Genomic DNA, 19,027 nt, shown 5'->3' with positions numbered 1-19,027 from the left:
GGCGGGTTGCGGCACGGCCTGCTTCGTGCAGGATCCACCACACGCGGACACCTCATCCAGGACCGTTCCGACTGCGAGGGTGAAATCCGGCCCCGGGTGAACCCCGGGCGCCCGGGGGGACTTTGGGGAGGTACATTGGCTGCGCAATTCCGTGCTGCCCGCACGGACGACATCGACGAGCTGCTGACGCTCTATCGGGCCGTGTACGGCAGCTCGTACACCCTGCCTCTCGGCACCGACCGGGAGGTGATGGCGCGGGAGATCGACTCCCCCACGACCACCTGGCTGGTGGCCCGCACCGGCCCGCAGGGGCGGCTGGTCGCCTCGATTCTCGGCACCGTCTCGCCCCAGGAGCGACTGGGCAAACTGCAGGGACTGGCCGTCCACCCCGACGCCCGCGGCGGCGGGATCGCACGACAGGCCGTACAGGAGCTCAGCGACCAGATCCTGGGCGAGCAGCCGGTGGACTCCGTCTACGCGACGGCGCGCACCAACTCCACTGCGCCGCAACGCATCTGTCTGCAGAGCGGGTTCAAGGCCCTCGGCGTGTTCCCGAACCTGCGCAAGTCCGAACGCCACGAGACCATGGTGCTCCTGGCCCGTCACCGGCCCGGAGTCCTGGAACAGCGCCTCGCGGTGCCGCGGGTGCCGGCCGGGCTCGGCGGCCTGGTCGACGCGGTCCACGAGACCGTCGGCCTGCCCGACGCGCCCCGGCCCACGGTGGACGAGCGGACCACGCAGACCCCCGACCACGTCGGACCGCGCGCCGCGTCCTCCTTCGAGCTCGTGGACGCGCCCGCGTTCGTCCGGCGCCGGTTCGCCGAGGCGGTCCCCGAGCCCGGGGACCGGTTCTACCCCTTCCACACGCCGAACGTGCTGCTCACCGCCGAGGACGGCGGCTTCGAGGTCTACGCCCAACTGAACCGGGGCGACGGCTACTGCGCGCTCGTCGCCACGGCTCCGGGTCTGTCGGAGCGCGGCGGCGACCTCGACGCGGTGATCAGCACCCTGTCCGACCACGGCGCGCTGCACATCGAGATGCTGCTGCCGCTGGACCGCTACGCGGACCTGAACCTGCTGCTCGGCAACGGGTTTCTGCCGGCCGCCGCCTATCCGGCGATGCGCCGCGAGGGCGACGGCTACCGCGACTACGTGGTGATGGCGCGCACCATGAAGCCCCTCGACTTCCGCGGCCTGGCCATCGACGCCGCCTTCCGCCCCTTCACCGAGCAGTACATCGAGCTGTGGAAGCAGCGGTACCTCAACACCCACGGGATCTTTCAATGAGCCAGTATCTTGACCCGGTCGCGGTCCCGGACCCGGCCGCGCTCGCGCACGTCCAGCAGCTGTGCGACATCGCCGAGCCGTACGCCGTCGGCGCAGAGCTGGACGAGCTGTTCGTCCGGGCGATGAACGAGTCCAACGCGTGGCACGCGGCCAGGTCGCCGTTCTTCGCGCGGCTCTTCGAGTCCGGCCCCACCGGCGGTGCGCCGCTGGGCGGCATCGACGAGCTGCACCGACTCCCCTACGTGCACGCCAACTTCTTCAAGGCCCACGAGATCGTCTCCATCCCTGAGCAGGACGTCGCGCTGCACGTCACCTCCTCCGGAACGACCGGGCAGAAGTCGCAGATGTTCTTCGACCACTGGACGCTGCGCAACGGGCAGCGGATGGTCGCCCGGGTCTTCGACTCCTACGGCTGGCTGGGCGAGGAGGAGCCGGTCAACTACCTGCTCTCCAACTACCAGCCGCGGCCCGGCCTGAACCTCGGCACCTCCTTCACGGACGAGTACCTGTGCCACTTCGCGCCGGTGCGGTCCGTCGAGTACGCGCTCAAGCACACCGGCGCGGGGCACGAGTTCGACCCCTTCGGCTGCGCGCGGGCCCTGCTGCGCTACGCGGAGGAGGGCGCCCCGGTGCGGATCCTGGGCTTCCCCGCGTTCCTGTCCTTCACCCTGGACCGGATGCGCGATCTCGGCCTGCCCCCGGTGCGGTTGGACCCGCGTTCGCTGGTCGTCTTCGGCGGCGGCTGGAAGGGCCACGCCGACAAGCAGGTCGCCAAGCCGGAGCTCTACCGCCGCATCCACGACCAGCTGGGCATCCCCGACGAGCGGATCCGCGACGGCTACGGCGCGGTCGAGCACTCGGTGCTGTACATGGAGTGCGCCAACCACCGGCTGCACGTGCCGACCTGGTCGCGGATGCTGGTGCGCGACGTGGGCACGCTGGAGCCGCTGCCCTACGGGGAGCGCGGCTACGCCCAGTTCGTCTCCCCCTACATCACCTCGGTGCCGGCGCAGTCGGTGCTCATGGGCGACCTGGTCTCGCAGCACTCCCCCGAGGAGTGCGGCTGCGGGCTGCCCACCCCCTGGTTCGCCGTGCACGGGCGGGCCGGGGTCAGCCGTAACCGCAGCTGTGCCGTCGCCGCCGCCGAACTGCTCAAGGGAACGTCATGACGATCGATCAGCACTACTGGCAGGGCGCCTGGGTCGACGACGCCGAGGCCGAGAAGCGTCTGGACACGCTCGGAGAGGACGTGCGCACGGCGCTCGGGCACCAGCTCAGCCCGCTGGTCGTGCTGGCCGCCTGTGACCTGCTGTCCCACGCCCTTGCCGACGCGCACAGCCCCCAGTCGCTGCGCCTGGCAGCCGAGTTGGAGGCCTCGGGCGTTCCGGCCCACGAGGCCGCCCGTACCCTGCGCGACGTCGCCGAGGCGCTCGGCCGGGAGCCGCTGGAGACCAAGCTCATGCGTGAGCTCGGCGGGATCGACCCGGGCCGGCTGGCCCGCTTCGACTTCCGGCGCGAGATCTTCGAGGGCTGGCTGCCGGTCGGGCTGCTGGTCCACGTCGCCCCGGGCAACGCCCCGGCCGCGGGCGCGCTCAGCGTGGTCGAGGGGCTGCTGGCGGGCAACGTCAACGCGGTGAAGACCAGCGGCGGTTCGCGGTTCACCCAGATGCTGCTGGCGGAGCTCGCGGACCTGGACCCCAGCGGCCTGCTGGCCGCGCGCACGATCGTGCTGAACTTCCCCTCCAGCCGCACCGAGTGGCTACGGCGCCTGTGCGAGCAAGCGGACGCGGTCGCCGCCTGGGGCGGCGAGGAGGCCATCGCCGGGGTCGCCGCCCTGGTGCCGCCGGGCTGCCGTCTCATCGACTGGGGCCCCAAGCTGTCCTTCGGCTACCTGACCGAGGACACCTGGTCCTCGCCCGAGACGCTGCGCGGCATCGCGGAGGACATCTGCCGACTGGACCAGCAGGCCTGCTCCAGCCCGCAGGTCGTCTACCTCGACACCGATGACGACGAACAGGTCTTCGCGTTCGCCGAGCGGTTCGCCGGCGTCCTCGACCAGGCCGTGGCCGCGCTTTCCCCGGCCCCGCCGGAGCTGCTGGAGCGTGCCGAGATCAGCAACACCGTGCTGGTCGCCAGGCTGGAGGAGCACCTGGGCCTGACCCGGGTGCACGAGGCCGCGGACGGCACCTGGCGGGTGCTGGCCGACACGCGCAGCGCGCTGCGGGCCTCCCCGCTGTACCGCACGGTATGGGTCAAGCCGCTGCCGCGCACCCGGATCGTGGAGGTGCTGCGCCCGATGCGCCGCTACCTCCAGACGGTCGGCCTCGGCGCCTCGCGCGCCGACACCGCGCCGCTGGCGCAGGCGGTGCTCGCCGCGGGCGCGCAGCGCGTCACCGTGCCGGGCCGCATGCTGGACAGCTACGACGGCGAGCCGCACGACGGCGTCTACGCGCTCCAGCGCTACAGCCGCCGCGTGGACGTCCAGTTGGACGAGCGCTTCAGCGGCGACGCGTGCCTGGACGACCTGGTCGCGGCTCGGGAGCTGGCGCCGCCGAAGGCCGAGGTGGTGTCCAAGAGCGACTTCGAGCTGCTCCAGGACGACCTGAGCCGCGCGGAGGTCTTCTTCCGCAGCGGCGGCAGCTCCGGCGCGCCGAAGCTGTCCGCGTTCACCTGGGACGACTACCACGAGCACATGCGCTCCGGCGCCGAGGGCCTGCTGGCGGCGGGCTTCGACGTGCGCACCGACCGCGCGATGAACCTCTTCTTCGGCGGTCTGCTCTACGGCGGCTTCTCCAGCTTCTTCTCGGTGCTGGAGACCCTGCAGGCCGTGCAGTACCCGATGGCCGCGCAGGACGACCACGCGCTGGTCGCCCGCTCGATCGTCGAGCACGGGGTCGACACGCTGTTCGGCATGCCGAACTACCTGCTGCGCGTGTTCGCGGCCGGCGAGGCCGAGCTGCGCGCCTACCGCGGCGTGCGCAAGATCTTCTTCGGCGGCGAGCACTTCCCGCAGGCCCAGCGGGAGTGGCTGCGCACCGAGTTCGGGGTCGAGGTGATCCGCTCGGCCGCCTACGGCAGCGTCGACGCGGGTCCGCTGGGCTACCAGTGCCCCGACGCGCCGGACCGGGTGCACCACCTGTTCAGCGGTCTGCACACGCTGGAGATCCTCGCGATGGACGAGGACCGTCCCGCCGCCGTCGGCGAGACCGGCCGCCTGGTGTTCACCGCGCACACGCGGCGCGGGCAGCGCCTGGACCGCTACGAGATCGGCGACCTCGGGCGCTGGACGCCCGGCGACTGCCCGTGCGGCCGGCGCACGCCCCGCTTCGAGCTGCTGGGCCGGTTCGGAGACATCTTCCGCAGCGGCAGCCACTTCCTCAACGTCCGCCGCTTCGTCGCCGTGGCCGAGGAGAACCTGGGCCACCGGGGCGCTCTGCAGATCGTGCTGGACGAGGACGCCACCAGCGAGTCGCTGACGGTGCGGCTCGAGGCGGAGGCGGGAGCCGAGGCTTCGACCGCCGAGGCGACCGCGCAGGCCTTCCTGGACGGCTACCCCGAGCTCGCGGCGGCGGTCGTCCGCGACCGGCTGGTCGACCTCCGCGTGGAGCACCTGCCGTCGGACGCCTTCGAGCGCACCGCCGCCAGCGGCAAGCTCCCGGCCGTGGTCGACCGCCGGGTCCGCAACCGCTGACGCAGCCCCGCACCTCGCAGCCCGCTGCACCCCGGGTCGGACGGCCCCCTCGCCGTCCGGCCCGGTGCCGCCCCTCCCCAGAGACGACACGGACGAGACCCGGACCGATGACCCCTCACCAGACCACCACGGCGGACCTGATCGCCTTCGTGCGGCAGCACTCGCCGTTCTACCGTGACCTCTACGCCGACCTGCCCGCCGCGACCGGCGACCTGACCGCGCTGCCCCTGGTCGACCACACCGCCTTCTGGCAGGCCCACGGCGCCACCACCAGCAGCGTCCTGACCGGCCCGCACGACGACGGGATCGTCTTCAAGACCGGCGGCACCACCGGCGCGCCCCGCGTCTCGCGCTACACCCGCGAGGAGTGGCGCGCGATGTGCCACCGCTTCGGGGAGGGCCTGCCCGCCGCCGGGCTTCTCCCGGGCGACCGGGTGGCCAACCTCTTCTACGCCGGCGAGCTGTACTCGAGCTTCGTCTTCACACTCAACCTGCTCCAGGAAGCGCCGATCCCCACCGTCCAGCTGCCGATCGGCGGCGCCGCCCCGCTGGACACCACCATCGCCACGCTGCGCGACTTCTCGGCGACGGTGCTCGCCGCGCCGCCCACCTCGCTGTGCCGGCTGGCCCGCGCGGTCGTCGCCGGGCCGGGCACGCTGCAGGACGTGCGGCTGGTCCTGTTCAGCGGCGAGGCCTTCTACGGCGACCAGCTCGCCCTGCTGGCGCGGGCCTTCCCCGCGGCCGAGGTCCGCTCCATCGGCTACGCCAGCGTCGACGCGGGCGTCCTGGCCGGGCCGGTGGCGGGCGAGTCCGACCAGCGCATCCACCAGGTCTTCACCGCGGACAAGGTCGTCGAGCTGCTGGACCCGGTCACCGGCGAGCCGATCGAGGAACCCGGCCGTCCCGGCCGCGTGGTGGCCACCGACCTCGCCCGCAGGCTGATGCCGGTCATCCGCTACCCGGTCGGCGACCTGGCGGAGTGGACGGACTTCCCGCAGCGCCGGTTCCGGCTCCTCGGCCGCTCCGAGGAGGGCGCCCGCGTCGGCCCGGTCACCGTCTACCTGGAGGATCTGCGCGGCGTCGTCGCCGCGGCGGACGAGCGCTGCCGGATCGCCGACCTGCAGATCGTCCTGCGGCACCGCGACGAGCTCGACGAACTCGTCCTGCGTCTCGCCGACACCACACCGGGCGAAGGCGACCGCCAGGCTCTGGCCCACGACATCGCCCGCCGCCTGGGCGAGACCCGCCCGATGTTCGACGACCACGTCCGCCGCGGCCTGATCCACCCCCTCGCCCTGGAGTGGGTCACCGCCGCAGACCTGACGGTCAACCCGCGCACCGGCAAGCTCGTCCGCCTCCTCGACGAGCGCATGTCCTGACCCCTGGGCCGCCCCGAGCGGCGGCGCCCTGTCTTGTCCCGGACGGCTCGCGTTCAGACGAAGGTCTGACGTGCGTGCTGCAACTCGCCTGAGATGTTGATCAGAAAGCGTCTCAGTCGAGTTGCCATCGGGGCGGGTTGGCCACAAGCACGACCCCCGGCGCCCTCGTGTCCGGCCCAGTCTCTCCGGGGTCAAGGCTCGACACCGCCGCGACGGTCGGGGCCTCGCAGTCGCCCCAGGTGGGTGCCCGACTGCTCGCCAGGTCGTCGACCGGGTCAAACAGGCCCGGGCCCCCGCCGGAACTCCAGGCTCCGCACACATCAGCCGCCAAGACCGTTGTCGGCGCTGCTGGTGCGGTTGTCTGCTTCGTCGGCCCCGCCCGGTTCCCCGGCGCGGGGCCTCCTGCTGCCAGCGTGCTCGCGCGGGATTTCGAGACAGTGCCTTCAGTCTTCAGCCAGCTCCACGATCACCAGCGTGCCACGGCTTCCGGCGCGGACCGGCGTCGAGCACGAGCAGCGCTACCCGAGCAGGAGCCCTGCGGCATAGCTACAAAATTAACATTTGACTCGAAACGTATTACCCAGCGCGAGGCCCCGGTGCGTGGGCGGATCCGGGCGGGCGGGTGGACGATCGGAAGGAGTGGATGTCCGCACAGGTTCAGGGAGGCGTCATGGCGGAAGGGGCCGAGGACGAACGGCGGCGATCGGCCGCTCCCGGGGACGAGGAGTGCCCTCCCGGCTCGAGCCTGCCGGCACGCTGGCGGGCGACGCTGGACCGGCACACCTCCCCCGTGCAGCGGTCGTTGCTGGCGACATGGCTCTCGTTCGGAGCGACGTTCGGCACCGTCCGCCTCATCACGCACGGGATCCGCGGCGGCTGGCTGCCCTGGGGCAACATCTCGGCCGGGGGCAAACACCTGCACCACTACAACATCGGCATCGCGACGCTCGCGGGCGTCGGGCTGGTCGCCGTCCGCGGGGACGCGAAGTTCACCGGCCACCCGGGGGTCGGCGCGGCCTACGGCGCGGGCGCGGCGCTGATCGCCGACGAGTTCGCGCTGCTGCTGGACCTCCAGGACGTCTACTGGGCCAAGGAGGGCCGCGTCAGCGTGGACCTCTCGCTGGGCATCCTTTCCGGCCTCGGCGCCTACCTGACGGCGGCACCCTTCTGGCACGAGCTCGCCAAGGTGACCGCCGGCCATGCCCAGCAGCGCCTCTCCGCCGGACAGGCCCGCTGAGCCGTGGACGCCCGGACCCGGCACGGCGACGCGCACGCGGCGCGCACGTCGCGGATGCACGCCCGTGCCGGTGGCCGCAGGCTGGAGGTATGAGCGAGCCACGGCCCGAGACGCGCGGCCACGCCGCGCACGTCGTCGTCCACCCGGTGACCGACGCGGACGAGGACCCCTTCCGGCGCGTGGACATCGTCACCGCCCACGTCGGGGTCGCCCACGACCTGGAGGACGTCCTGGACCTGATGCGCCGCGCGGGACTCGATGACGGCGATCTCGACGACCCCCGGCTGGTGGAGTGGCAGGGCGGCGGCCCCGAGGTGTGGCACTGATCCGCACGCGCGGCGGCCCATCCGCGCAGGCGGCCGCCGGGCGACCAGCCGGGAGGATGGGACGGTATGAGCGGCTACGAACTGCGGGCCCGGCAGCCCGCCGACCCGGCCGGACCGGAGGCCCTCAGCTGGCACGTCGTCCGGCAGGGCTCGGCCTCCGCCCTGTGCGGTCGCGCTTCCCGCTGACCACCGCCACCAGGCCGATCACCGACGCGCACACGATCTCGCCGCCGAGCCGCTGCGGCGAGTGCTGGCAGCACATGGAGGCGCTGGAACAGGTCTGGGCGGAGGGCAGCCCGCGCGAACCCGATCCCTGACGCGGCGGCGGTCAGGCCGCGCCCCCACGAAGCGGTTTCAGACGCCTGGGCCGGACGCGTCCCCGTCGCGGTCGTCGAGCCAGGCGAGCAGCGCCAGACTCACCACCGCGGCCGCTCCGCCGCACAGGAGCCTGGTCACCTGTCCGCCGTCACCGGCGGGCCTCACGGCCGAGAGGCCTCCGGTCTCCCGCGCTGCGGCGAGGGCGGCGAGTTGGACCGCCGTCACCAGCGCGACCCCCAGTCGCGCCTCACGCCGGGCGGTCACCGCGACGACGACCGCGGCCGCGGCAAGCACGACGGCATCCGCGCCGAGGGCGGCCGCCGGGCCGATCGGGCCGCCCTCGGCCCACCGCGCCGCCTGCAGGGCGGCGGAGACAGAGGCGACCACGAGGAAGACGACCGCGGCGACGCGCCACAGGAGCACGAGCACGCCCTGAGGTCGCGGTCGGGGCCTCGAAACGGGCCGTGAGAGGGGCCGTGAGAGGGGCCGTGATCGGGGCGGCGCGAGGGGACGTCCCGACCCGAGCCGGCTTTTCGTCTGCTGCATCTCGTCCTCCGGGCGGCGAGCGCGCCATGATTGACGGGTGATGAGCGAGGAGTCCGCGACCTGGCGGGTGACGCAGCCTCCCGGTGCGGCCCGGAAACGAACGTGCCGTCACCTGGAGCGCGCCCGGCCGGTCACGGCCGTCGCGGAGGGGTGCTCCCGGTGCCTCGCGCCGGGCGGCTCCTGGGTGAACCTGCTGGCGTGCCTGGAGTGCGGCGCCGTGGGCTGCTGCGACAGCTCACCGGGACGGCACGCCTACGAGCACTTCGCGGTCACGGGACATCCCCTGGCCCGCACGTTGAAGGCCGGTGAGGCCTGGGGGTGGTGCTACGCCGACGCGGTGTTCCTGGAACAGGGCTGACCGGGTGGTGGACGGGGATCCCGACGCAGGTGGAGGACCCGCGCTCGGGCATCCCCTCCGGACGGGCCAGTCCCTCCGGAGGGGCCAGTCCCTCCAGACGGCCCAGTGGCCGGACCTGTGGCCGGGACCGGCTGCTGGACCCGGCGTGCGGGGACGACGTGACCGGTCATGGCTTCCTCCCGGCGTGCTCCCGGTGTGCTTCCTCGATGCTGCCAGCCTGACGGGCCCCGTTCGAGGGCTCCCTCGGCATCGTTGGCGCATCGCTTGCCCATCTGCCCCAGCTGCCCCGGCCGCCCCGGCGCGGGTGACGGGGTCAAGGTGCGGGTGCGCGTCCGGCGTGGGGCCTACGCTTCAACTGAGCGGCACTCCTGGCTCGGCCAGGCAGGGACGAGAGGTTGGGCGATCATGAGTCGGGTGCTGGTGACCGGTTCCGCGCAGGGCCTCGGGCGGGCCGCGGCGGAGGCCCTACTGGCGGCCGGGCACGACGTGGTCGTGCACGCCCGCAACCCCGAGCGCGCGGCGAGCCTGGAGACGCTGGTCGCACGCGGGGCGGGCATCGTCGTGGGCGACTTCGGCGACCGTGAGGACGTGCGCCGCTGCGCCGCCGAGCTCGGCGGCGGGCCGCCGCTCGACGCGGTGATCCACAACGCGGGCGTGTGGAGCGGACGGGCGGTCATGCCCGTCAACGTCGTCGCGCCCTACCTGCTCACCGCGCTACTGCCGGGCCCGCGCCGGCTGGTCTACCTGAGCAGCGGCTCCCACTTCGGCGGGCAGCCCTCGCTCGCCGGGGTCGACTGGCACGGACGGCGTGCGGGCTCGTACGCGGACAGCAAGCTGTTCGTGACGGCCCTGGCGGCGGCGGTGGCGCGCCTGCGTCCGGAGGTGCTGAGCAACGCCGTGGATCCCGGCTGGGTGCCGACCAGGATGGGCGGGCCGAACGCCCCGGACGACCTCGAACTCGGTCATGTGACGCAGGAGTGGCTCGCCGTCAGCGACGAGCCCCCGGCCCTGACCACCGGCGGGTACTGGTACCACCAGGAGCGGCAGGAGCCGCACCGCGCCGTCCATGACGAGGCGTTCCAGGACCGCCTCGTCATGGCGCTGGCCGAGGAGACAGGCGCCGAGCTGTGACGGCTCAGGCCGGCGGGGCGACCAGGTGGACGACGAGGTCCGCCGGGAGGCCGGTCGGACGTGCGCCGGTGTAGTGCAGGTCCAGCTCGGTGTAGCGGGTGCTTCCGGGATGTCCGGCCCACGGCTCGGGCTTGGTGAGTGTGACGGTCGCCGGGAATTGGTGGAAGGCTCCGGCCGCGCAGTTCGGCGTGCAGTCGTTGGCGTTGTCGGTGCCCGTCGCGGTGGCGGTGGCGGTTCCCCAGTCGGCCCAGTGCAGACCGGAGAGGTAGTTGTTGCCGTCGCCGCAGGCGACCAGGAACGTGCCGGGCTGGTTCTGCGCCTGGCCCGCGCAGTCGAGGACGACCGCGGTGGTGGACGGCGCCTGGTGCGGCTGGGCCGCGAGCGCGGGGGCCGCGACGGCGGTGACAGCTGCTGCGGCGCTGAACAGCGCCAGTCCGACGATCTTGGGGGAGAGCATGGTCCGTACTCCTCTGAGTGCGCGTACGGCGGGCTTTTCGTGTGGCGCACCGCCTGAATGCGGTGCCGCGCCATGCGCGCGCTTGGACCCTCAATCGGCCGACTTCCGGGGTCGGTCGTGCCCGTTCGAATAAGGTATGGGGCTTATGTGGCCTACGCCACGTCGATCCCGTTTGTCCCACATGGCAAGACCGGCGGCCTCGGACGGCACATAGTCGATCGCACACAGTAAGCCCCGAAGCCATGGCCGCGGCCGCGCCGAGTGAGACGAAAGGCCTGGTCAGAGCCTGTTTCAGTGGCAGCGACGGCGTCGTCCGAACCACAGCGCCAGACCGAGCAGGCAGAGCGCGCCGAGGGCCACCGGGGCGAACCGCTTCAGCACGGGCCCACGGGCGAGACCGAGCAGGTCGATCGCCTCGGCGCCGTCGTCCGCCGCCGTCGCGGCTGCCGTGGGCACGGGCGCCGCCGCCCGCTCCGCGGTCTCGGGCTCGACCGGCTCCTTCGCCTCTTCCTCCTTCTCCGGAGGAGGCGACGACGGCTGCGCCAGCCTGCTCTCCAGGCAGTCCACGAACTGCGCGATCAGCTTCTTGCTGATGTCCTCCATCACGGACTTGCCGAACTGCGCCGCCTTCCCGGTGACGCTGAGCCGGGTGTCCACCGTGACGCCCGTGCCCTCGCCCTCGGGGCGGAGCCGCACGGTGACGTGGGCCTCGGCGTTCCCCTGGCCGTGGGTGTCGCGTCCGGACGCCTTGATCCGCACCGTGCGGCTCGCGGCGTCCCGCTCCTCGAACGAGGCGACGCCCTTGTACTGCACCGTCACCGGCCCCACCTTCACCTTGACCGTGCCGTGGAAGACCTCGCCCTCGGTCTGCGTCAGCTGCGCGCCGGGCATGCACGGGACGAGCCGTTCGACGTCGGTGAACAGGTCCCAGGCCGGTTCGACGGGCAGGCTCACGCGGAACTCGTTGCTGAACTCCATGGCGGGAAACGCCTCCTGTCTTCTGTCTTCGCTTCGGGATTCGGTTGTGCCCCGCGGCTCAGCTCCACAGCGTCAGGTGGACCACGGCGTCACGTGGACCACAGCGTCACGTGGACCGTCGGCCGGTAATGGCCCACCGGCACGCCGGTGGCCCGGGCCAGCAGGCTCTCCAGAGCCACCGGCGTGGTGACGAAGCGGCACAGCGCGGACGCGGCCTGGGAGCGGCGGTCGCCCCCCAGCACGCCGGCGTAGTGCACGCCGCCCACCGGCGTTCCGGGGACGTCGACGACGGTGAGGGCGCCGCGCCGCAGCTGGTCGCGGACCAGGTGGACGGGGGCGATCGAGACGCCGTCCCCGGCCGCGACGGCGTTCCAGGCCGCGGTGGCGCTGGGGAAGATCGACGCGCAGGCCTCGCCGACGCCGTGCCGGGCCAGGAACGCCCCGGCCGGTGTGCCAGGGTCCAGGCCGCCCGGCCCGAGCAGCCAGTGCTCCCTGGGCAGCCCGCTGTCGAGCAGGCGCGGCCGCCCGGCGCCCGGACGGGGCAGGCCCGGCCCCGGCGGACGCTCGCCCCGGCGGACCGGGGAGGCGATGACGACGAGCTGGAAGCGGAGGAAGGGGACGCGTTCGACGGCCTCGTCGGCCGGCAGGGTCTCGCTGGCGGCCCCGATGACGACGTCCGCGCCGCGGTCGCGCAGGACCTGGTCGAGCAGGGCCGCGGGCATGGCGATGGTGGTCGTCTCCACGTCGGGCTGCCGCCGGACGAATGCCTCCAGCAGCGGCGGGACGATCTGCTCCGCGCTGGACTCGGTGGTCGCCACGCGCAGGTAGGAGCTGCCGGTCCGGGCCTCGCGGACGCGCCTGCGGGTGTCCTCGGCCAGGCCCACGATCTCCGCCGCCCCGGCGGCCAGCCGCCGGCCTCCCGGCGTCAGCGCGATCCCGCCGGCCGCCCGGACGAAGAGCGGGTCGCCGAGCTCGCGGCGCAGGGCGGCGACCGCGCCGGAGACGGCCGGCTCGCTGACGCGCAGGGACAGCGCGGCGGCCTTGACCGAGCCCAGCCGGGCCACCGTGACGAACGCGCGCAGTTGGGTGAGGGTCACACCGCCTCCCGCATCATCGCCACTGCCTCCAGTCTGCGCCGAGCCTCTTAAGCATTCACTTCAGTCACCGTTGACCGGCCGGTTCACCGGGGTCACAGTGCGACCAAGCGGCAACGCGTGACCACGCGGGGCACCAGGCCGGCCCACACCCGGGGCCGCGGAGCAAGGAGGCCGACGTGCAGGTTCCGGCGGCATTCGAGTACCGGCGCGCGTCGAGCGTCGAGGACGCGCTCGCCCTGTTGGAGAGCCTCGGCGAGGAGGCTCGGGTCGTCGCGGGCGGCCACAGCCTGCTGCCGATGATGAAGCTCAGGCTGGCCCGGCCGGAGTACCTGATCGACATCAACGACCTGAGCGATCTCGACTACCTCCGCGTCGAGGGCGGCGAGCTGCGCGTGGGCGCCCTGACGCGCCACCGCAGCCTGCTGGAGTCGGAGCTGGTCTTCCGCCACTTCCCGATCTTCCACGACGCCGAACGGGTCATCGCCGACCCGCCGGTCCGCAACCGCGGCACCATCGGCGGCTCGCTGTGCCAGGCCGACCCGTCCGAGGACCTCTCGGCGGTGTGCGCCGCCCTGCGCGCCGCCCTGGTGGTCCGCGGCCGGAACGGGACGCGCGTGATCCCCATGGCGGAGTTCTACCGCGGACCCTACGAGACCGAGGTCGGCCCCGCCGAGATGCTCGTGGAGATCCGCCTGCCCCTGGTGGCGAACGCGGGCAGCGCCTACGAGAAGGTCGAACGCAAGGCCGGGGACTGGGCGGTGGCCGCGTCGGGCGCGGCCGTGGCGCTGGAGGGCGGCCGGATCACGCAGGCCGGCATCGCGCTGGCGGCGCTCGGGGCGGCGACGGTCAACTCCGTCCGCGCGGAGCAGGCGCTGCTCGGACGGGAACCCACCGAGGAGGCGTTCGCCGCGGCCGGGCGGTCCGCCGCCGAGGACTGCGACCCCGTCACCGACGGGCGGGGCAGCGCGGAGTACAAACGGCACCTGGCCGACGAGCTCACCCGGCGCGCGCTGCGCCGCGCCGCGGATCGCGCCGCAGTGGCCGCGCTCGCGGCGGGTGCGGCCGGAGAGGACGGCTGACCATGCAGGTCACCATCAACGTCAACGGCGAGGACCGCAGCGCCGACGTGGAGGCCCGGCACCTGCTGGTGCGCTTCCTGCGCGACGACCTCGGCCTGACCGGCACCCACTGGGGCTGCGACACCAGCAACTGCGGCACCTGCGTGGTGCTCATGGACGGGGAACCCGTCAAGAGCTGCACCGTCCTGGCCGCCATGGCGGCGGGGCACGAGGTGCGGACGGTCGAGGGCCTGGAGGGACCGGACGGTCTCGACCCCGTCCAGCAGGGCTTCATCGAGAAGCACGGACTGCAGTGCGGATTCTGCACCCCCGGCATGATGATGACCGCGCGGGCGTTGCTGGACCGCAACCCCGACCCGTCCGAGGACGAGATCCGCGAGGCCATCTCCGGGCAGCTGTGCCGGTGCACCGGCTACCTGAACATCGTCCGCGCGGTCCAGTGGGCCGCGCAGCATCCGGCAGAGGCCGAGCAGGCGCCTGCCCAGACCGCGGGGAGCGCGGCATGACCACCGTCGAGGAGAGCGCGCCCGCACCCGAGCCGGCAGCCGCGCCCGAGGAGCGCCCGATCGGCTACGGCAGGCTCCGGCGCAAGGAGGACCCGCGCTTCGTCCGGGGCAAGGGTCACTACGTCGACGACATCCAGCTGCCCGGCATGCTGCACGGGGCCGTGCTGCGCAGCCCGCTGGCGCACGCCCGGATCGTGTCGATCGACACCTCGGCGGCCGAGTCGCACCCCAAGGTCAAGGCCGTCATCACCGGCGCGACGCTGGAGGGTCTGGGCCTGGCCTGGATGCCGACGCTGTCGATGGACACCCAGGCCGTGCTGGCCACCGACAAGGTGCGCTTCCAGGGCCAGGAGGTCGCCTTCGTCGTCGCCGAGGACCACTACGCGGCGCGCGACGCCGTCGAGCTGATCGACGTCGAGTACGAGCCGCTGGACCCGGTGATCGACGCCCGGCACGCCCTGGACCCGGGCGCGCCGGTGATCCGCGACGACCAGGAGGGCAGGACCGACAACCACATCTTCGACTGGGAGGCCGGGGACAAGGCCGCCACCGACGCGGTCTTCGCCCGCGCCGACGTGGTCGTCACCCAGGACATGCTCTACCCCCGGGTGCACCCGGCGCCGCTGGAGACCTGCGGCTGCGTCGCCGACATGGACCCCGTCGAGGGCAAGCTGACGCTGTGGGAGACCACGCAGGCGCCGCACGCCCACCGCACCCTGTACGCGATGGTCGCGGGCCTGCCGGAGCACAAGATCCGGGTGGTCTCGCCCGACATCGGCGGGGGCTTCGGCAACAAGGTCGGCATCTACCCGGGCTACGTCTGCGCCGTCGTCGGCTCGATCCTGACGGGCAAGCCGGTGAAGTGGGTCGAGGACCGCTCCGAGAACCTCATGAGCACCTCCTTCGCCCGCGATTACCACATGCACGGCGAGATCGCGGCCACCCGCGACGGCCGCATCCTCGCCGTGCGTGTGGACGTCCTGGCGGACCACGGCGCCTTCAACGGCACCGCGCAGCCCACCAAGTACCCGGCCGGCTTCTTCCACATCTTCACCGGCTCCTACGACATCGAGGCCGCGCACTGCAAGGTCACCGGCGTCTACACCAACAAGGCGCCCGGCGGCGTCGCGTACGCCTGCTCGTTCCGGGTCACCGAGGCGGTGTACCTGATCGAGCGCATGGTGGACTGCCTGGCGGACGAGCTCGGCGAGGACCCGGCCGAGCTGCGGATGAAGAACCTGCTGCGCCCCGAGCAGTTCCCGTACCACAACAAGACGGGCTGGGAGTACGACTCGGGCGACTACCCGACCACCCTGCGCAAGGCGCTGGACGTCGCCGGGTACCAGGAGCTGCGCCGCGAGCAGGCCGAGCGCCGGGAGCGCGGCGAGCTGATGGGCGTCGGCGTCTCGTTCTTCACCGAGACCGTGGGCGCGGGTCCGCGCGCCCATATGGACATCCTCGGGCTCGGCATGGCCGACGGCTGCGAGCTGCGGATCCACCCGACCGGCAAGGCGGTGCTGCGGATCAGCGTGCAGAGCCAGGGCCAGGGCCACGAGACGACGTTCGCGCAGATCGTCGCCGAGGAGCTGGGCATCCCCCCGGAGGACATCGAGGTCGTGCACGGCGACACCGACCAGACCCCGTTCGGGCTCGGCACCTACGGCAGCCGCTCGACCCCGGTGTCCGGGGCCGCGGCGGCGGTCGTGGCGCGCAAGGTCCGCGACAAGTCCCGGATCATCGCGGGCGCGATGCTGGAGATCGCCCCCGACGACCTGGAGTGGGAGAAGGGCCGATGGCTCGTCAAGGGCGACCCGGGCAACGCCAGGACGATCCAGGAGATCGCGCTCGCCGCGCACGGCGTGCTGGAACTTCCCGAGGGGGTGGAGGGTCATCTGGAGGCCACCACGGTCTACAACCCGCCCAACCTCACCTACCCCTACGGCGCCTACATCTGCGTCGTCGACGTGGACCCCGGCACGGGCGCGGTGAAGGTCCGCCGGTTCGTCGCGGTCGACGACTGCGGCACCCGGATCAACCCGACCATCATCGAGGGCCAGGTGCACGGCGGTCTCGCCGACGGCGTCGGCATGGCCCTGATGGAGATCATCGCCTTCGACGAGGACGGCAACTGCCTGTCCGGGTCGTTCATGGACTACCTGCTGCCGACCGCGCTGGAGGTGCCCGCCTGGGAGCTGGACCACACCGTCACCCCCTCCCCGCACCACCCCATCGGGGCCAAGGGCATCGGCGAGTCCGCCACCGTCGGCTCGCCCGCGGCGGTCGTCAACGCGGTCATGGACGCCATCGGCGTCCGCCACGCCGACATGCCGCTCACCCCGGGACGCGTCTGGCAGGCCATGCACGGCGGGGTGGGAGCGCCGCAGTGAGGCCAGGAGCGGCGCTGGACGCGCGGATGGCCGACCTGATCGCCCATCACGTGCCGTTCGTGAAGGCGACCGTGGTGCGCACGCGGCGGCCCGCCAGCGCGCGTCCGGGGGACACCGCGCTGGTGCTGGGCGACGGCCGGATCGAGGGCTTCGTCGGCGGCGTCTGCACCGAGGCGACGGTGCGCCTGCAGGCGCTGCGGCTGCTGACCAGCGGCGAATCCCTGCTGCTGCGGATCTCCCCGGTCGCCCCGGAGGTCCTCGAGGAACCGCCGACGAAGGAACCGCCGACGCCCGTGGGCGCGGACTCCGCGGAACTCCGCGCGCCCGACGACGGCGCTCTCGTGGTGACCAACCCCTGCCTGTCCGGCGGCGAGTTGGAGATCTTCCTGGAGCCGCTGCGCCCCGCCCCCACCGTCCTCGTCCTCGGCCGGACGCCCATCGCGCAGGCGCTGCTGGCGCTCGGCCCGGGCCTGGACTACGACCTGCGCGGCGTGACACCCGAGGAGGTGGCGCCCGACCGGCTCGAGGACGTCGAAGCCGTCGTGGTGGCCTCCCACGGGCGTGACGAGGAGCAGCTGCTGACCCTCGCCGCCCGCGCCGAGGTGCCCTACGTCGCCCTGGTCGCCAGCCGCAGGCGCGGCGCCGCGGTGCTGGCCGGCCTCGACCTGACCGAACCGCAGCGGTCCCGGATCCACACCCCGGCCGGTCTGTGGATCGGGGCGCGCACGCCGGGCGAGATCGCCGTCTCGATCCTCGCCGAGCTCGTCGCCTCCCGGCACGCGGTGCCCTTCAGGACCGATGAGAGCGGCGGCGACGAACACGCCGCCGCAGGCCGTGGCGCGACGGACGACACGCGGCAGGCCGGACCGCCGACAGCCCTCGACCCGGTCTGCGGCATGACCGTGGCCGTCCTCGCGGACACGCCCGCCTTCGAGGCGGCGGGCACGACCCGCTGGTTCTGCTCGACCGGGTGCCGTGACCGCTTCGCCGCCGACCCCGCCGGGTACCCGGACCCGTCATGACCGAGGACGTCCGGTCGGCCCCGGGCGTCGACGCCCGGGGAGCCGTCGCCCGCGCCGCGCCGGACGTGGAGACGCTGCGGGCCTCGCTCGACGCCGTGGGCTACCTCACCGACACCGGGCTGTGCACGGCGCTCTTCCTGGCGCTGCGGCTGCCCCAGCCGCTGCTGCTGGAGGGCGAACCGGGCGTCGGCAAGACGGAGGCGGCCAAGGCCCTCGCCGCCGTGCTCGACACCCCGCTGATCCGGCTTCAGTGCTACGACGGCCTGGACGTCGCCGAGGCGCTGTACGAGTGGAACTACCCCAGGCAACTGCTCGCCATCCGCCTGGCCGAGAGTCAGGGGACGCCCCTGGCCGAGGCCGACCTCTTCTCCGACGCCTTCCTGCTGCGCCGTCCGATCCTCGCGGCGCTCACCCATCCGGGGCCGGCTCCGGCCGTGCTGCTGATCGACGAGATCGACCGGGCGGACGACGACTTCGAGGCCTTTCTGCTGGAGGTGCTCGCCGAGGCCGCCGTCACGATCCCCGAGCGCGGAACCGTCCGGGCGACCGTCGCCCCGGTCATCGTGCTGACCTCGAACCGCACCCGGGACCTGCACGACGCCCTCAAGCGCCGCTGCGTCTACCACTGGATCGACTACCCCGACGTGGAGCGCGTGGCCGAGATCCTGCGGCGCCGTGTCCCGGACAGCCCGCGCGTCCTCGCCTCCGGCGTCGCGGCGGCGGTGCGCCGGCTGCGGCTGCCGGAGCTGCAGAAGGCTCCCGGCATCGCCGAGGGCATCGACTGGATCCGCGCCCTGAGCCTACTGGGGGTGGAGCGGGTCGACGCGGCCGCCGCGGACCGCACGCTCGGGCTCCTCGTCAAGTACCGCGAGGACCAGGACCTCGTGCGCGCCCGCGGCCTGGACTGGCTGGTGGGCGAGGGCGATGACTGAGTCCGGCGTCGCGCCGCCGACCTTCGACCGGGCGGAGTTCGCCGCCCGGCTCGGAGCCGAGCTGCGCCGGGCGGGCCTGTCGGCCGACCCCGAGCGCTGCGCCCGGTTCCAGGACGCCTCGCGCCTGCTCCGGCCGGTGGACCGCACGGCGCTGTACTGGGCCGCGCGGCTCGCGTTCGTCACCGGCCGCGAGCAGATCGAGCCCTTCGACCTCGTCTTCGCGCAGCTGTTCGGCGCGCGCGGCGACAGCGAAGGACGGCACCCGGACGACACCGCTCCGGGACACGAGCCGGGAC

At 73.2% G+C, this 19,027-nt stretch carries 18 protein-coding genes and 1 pseudogene; 15 read left to right on the top strand and 4 right to left on the bottom strand.

The features are described 5' to 3' along the window. The first annotated feature begins 135 nt into the window (after positions 1-135). From TR48_RS17305 to TR48_RS43320, 7 genes are all read left to right on the top strand, one after another. Positions 136-1,287, top strand: coding sequence for a GNAT family N-acetyltransferase (locus TR48_RS17305; RefSeq protein WP_042368084.1), 1,152 nt, complete (start codon positions 136-138; stop codon positions 1,285-1,287). Further along, entirely contained in the window at positions 1,284-2,456 is a 1,173-nt protein-coding gene (locus tag TR48_RS17300; RefSeq protein WP_042368079.1) for a LuxE/PaaK family acyltransferase, read from the top strand. Before TR48_RS17305 ends, TR48_RS17300 begins: the two co-directional genes overlap by 4 nt. After that, the gene (locus TR48_RS17295; RefSeq protein WP_042368077.1) at positions 2,453-4,978 is read left to right on the top strand and encodes an acyl-CoA reductase; all 2,526 of its coding nucleotides are present in this window, start codon (positions 2,453-2,455) and stop codon (positions 4,976-4,978) included. Before TR48_RS17300 ends, TR48_RS17295 begins: the two co-directional genes overlap by 4 nt. A gap of 107 nt (positions 4,979-5,085) precedes the next feature. Continuing rightward, entirely contained in the window at positions 5,086-6,357 is a 1,272-nt protein-coding gene (locus TR48_RS17290) for a phenylacetate--CoA ligase family protein (RefSeq protein WP_042368075.1), read from the top strand. Positions 6,358-7,000: 643 nt separating this feature from the next. Beyond that, the gene (locus tag TR48_RS17285) at positions 7,001-7,594 is read left to right on the top strand and encodes a hypothetical protein (protein ID WP_236652189.1); all 594 of its coding nucleotides are present in this window, start codon (positions 7,001-7,003) and stop codon (positions 7,592-7,594) included. 89 nt (positions 7,595-7,683) lie between these two features. Then, a complete protein-coding gene (locus TR48_RS44380; protein WP_042368073.1) occupies positions 7,684-7,920 on the top strand; it encodes a hypothetical protein in 237 nt (78 codons plus the stop codon). A gap of 164 nt (positions 7,921-8,084) precedes the next feature. After that, positions 8,085-8,237, top strand: a complete 153-nt coding sequence (locus tag TR48_RS43320; RefSeq protein WP_161789848.1) for a hypothetical protein — start codon at positions 8,085-8,087, stop codon at positions 8,235-8,237. 37 nt (positions 8,238-8,274) lie between these two features. Here the strand turns inward: TR48_RS43320 and TR48_RS17275 are convergent, their stop codons facing one another. After that, on the bottom strand, positions 8,275-8,667 hold the full coding sequence (locus TR48_RS17275) for a hypothetical protein (RefSeq protein WP_042368071.1): 393 nt from the start codon (positions 8,665-8,667) through the stop codon (positions 8,275-8,277). 157 nt (positions 8,668-8,824) lie between these two features. On the opposite strand from TR48_RS17275, the gene TR48_RS17270 reads away from it, so the two are divergent. After that, positions 8,825-9,142: a UBP-type zinc finger domain-containing protein gene (locus tag TR48_RS17270; RefSeq protein WP_084729507.1), complete on the top strand. Its 318-nt coding sequence runs from the start codon at positions 8,825-8,827 to the stop codon at positions 9,140-9,142. A 405-nt stretch (positions 9,143-9,547) separates the two neighbouring features. Next, on the top strand, positions 9,548-10,273 hold the full coding sequence (locus tag TR48_RS17265; RefSeq protein ID WP_042368068.1) for an SDR family NAD(P)-dependent oxidoreductase: 726 nt from the start codon (positions 9,548-9,550) through the stop codon (positions 10,271-10,273). A 4-nt stretch (positions 10,274-10,277) separates the two neighbouring features. Here TR48_RS17265 and TR48_RS17260 read toward each other — a convergent pair whose 3' ends face one another. The 3 genes from TR48_RS17260 to TR48_RS17250 form a co-directional block, all read right to left on the bottom strand. Then, the gene (locus tag TR48_RS17260; protein ID WP_042368066.1) at positions 10,278-10,730 is read right to left on the bottom strand and encodes a hypothetical protein; all 453 of its coding nucleotides are present in this window, start codon (positions 10,728-10,730) and stop codon (positions 10,278-10,280) included. A gap of 291 nt (positions 10,731-11,021) precedes the next feature. After that, complete coding sequence (locus tag TR48_RS17255; RefSeq protein WP_042368064.1) at positions 11,022-11,708, bottom strand: SRPBCC family protein; 687 nt, start codon at positions 11,706-11,708, stop codon at positions 11,022-11,024. A gap of 89 nt (positions 11,709-11,797) precedes the next feature. After that, positions 11,798-12,805 carry a LysR family transcriptional regulator gene (locus TR48_RS17250; protein WP_042368062.1) on the bottom strand — a complete coding sequence of 336 codons (1,008 nt, stop codon included), beginning with the start codon at positions 12,803-12,805 and terminating at the stop codon, positions 11,798-11,800. A 176-nt stretch (positions 12,806-12,981) separates the two neighbouring features. Here TR48_RS17250 and TR48_RS17245 point away from each other — a divergent pair, with 176 nt between their 5' ends. The 6 genes and pseudogenes from TR48_RS17245 to TR48_RS17220 form a co-directional block, all read left to right on the top strand. After that, positions 12,982-13,884 carry an FAD binding domain-containing protein gene (locus TR48_RS17245; RefSeq protein ID WP_042368060.1) on the top strand — a complete coding sequence of 301 codons (903 nt, stop codon included), beginning with the start codon at positions 12,982-12,984 and terminating at the stop codon, positions 13,882-13,884. A 2-nt stretch (positions 13,885-13,886) separates the two neighbouring features. Beyond that, on the top strand, positions 13,887-14,390 hold the full coding sequence (locus TR48_RS17240) for a (2Fe-2S)-binding protein (protein ID WP_042368058.1): 504 nt from the start codon (positions 13,887-13,889) through the stop codon (positions 14,388-14,390). Beyond that, positions 14,387-16,777, top strand: a complete 2,391-nt coding sequence (locus TR48_RS17235) for an aerobic carbon-monoxide dehydrogenase large subunit (RefSeq protein ID WP_042368053.1) — start codon at positions 14,387-14,389, stop codon at positions 16,775-16,777. Before TR48_RS17240 ends, TR48_RS17235 begins: the two co-directional genes overlap by 4 nt. Further along, on the top strand, positions 16,774-17,799 hold the full coding sequence (locus tag TR48_RS17230; RefSeq protein WP_236652188.1) for an XdhC family protein: 1,026 nt from the start codon (positions 16,774-16,776) through the stop codon (positions 17,797-17,799). The genes TR48_RS17235 and TR48_RS17230 overlap by 4 nt, the downstream gene beginning before the upstream one ends. Continuing rightward, on the top strand, positions 17,796-18,731 hold the full coding sequence (locus tag TR48_RS17225; RefSeq protein ID WP_084729505.1) for an AAA family ATPase: 936 nt from the start codon (positions 17,796-17,798) through the stop codon (positions 18,729-18,731). Before TR48_RS17230 ends, TR48_RS17225 begins: the two co-directional genes overlap by 4 nt. Then, a pseudogene (locus TR48_RS17220) lies at positions 18,724-19,027 on the top strand (hypothetical protein); the annotation flags it as partial. The gene TR48_RS17225 and the pseudogene TR48_RS17220, both read left to right, overlap by 8 nt.

Source organism: Streptacidiphilus neutrinimicus (assembly GCF_000787815.1).
Lineage (GTDB): Bacteria > Actinomycetota > Actinomycetes > Streptomycetales > Streptomycetaceae > Streptacidiphilus > Streptacidiphilus neutrinimicus.
Note: the sequence above shows the minus strand (reverse complement) of the source record. Positions and strands in the feature narration are given on the sequence as shown.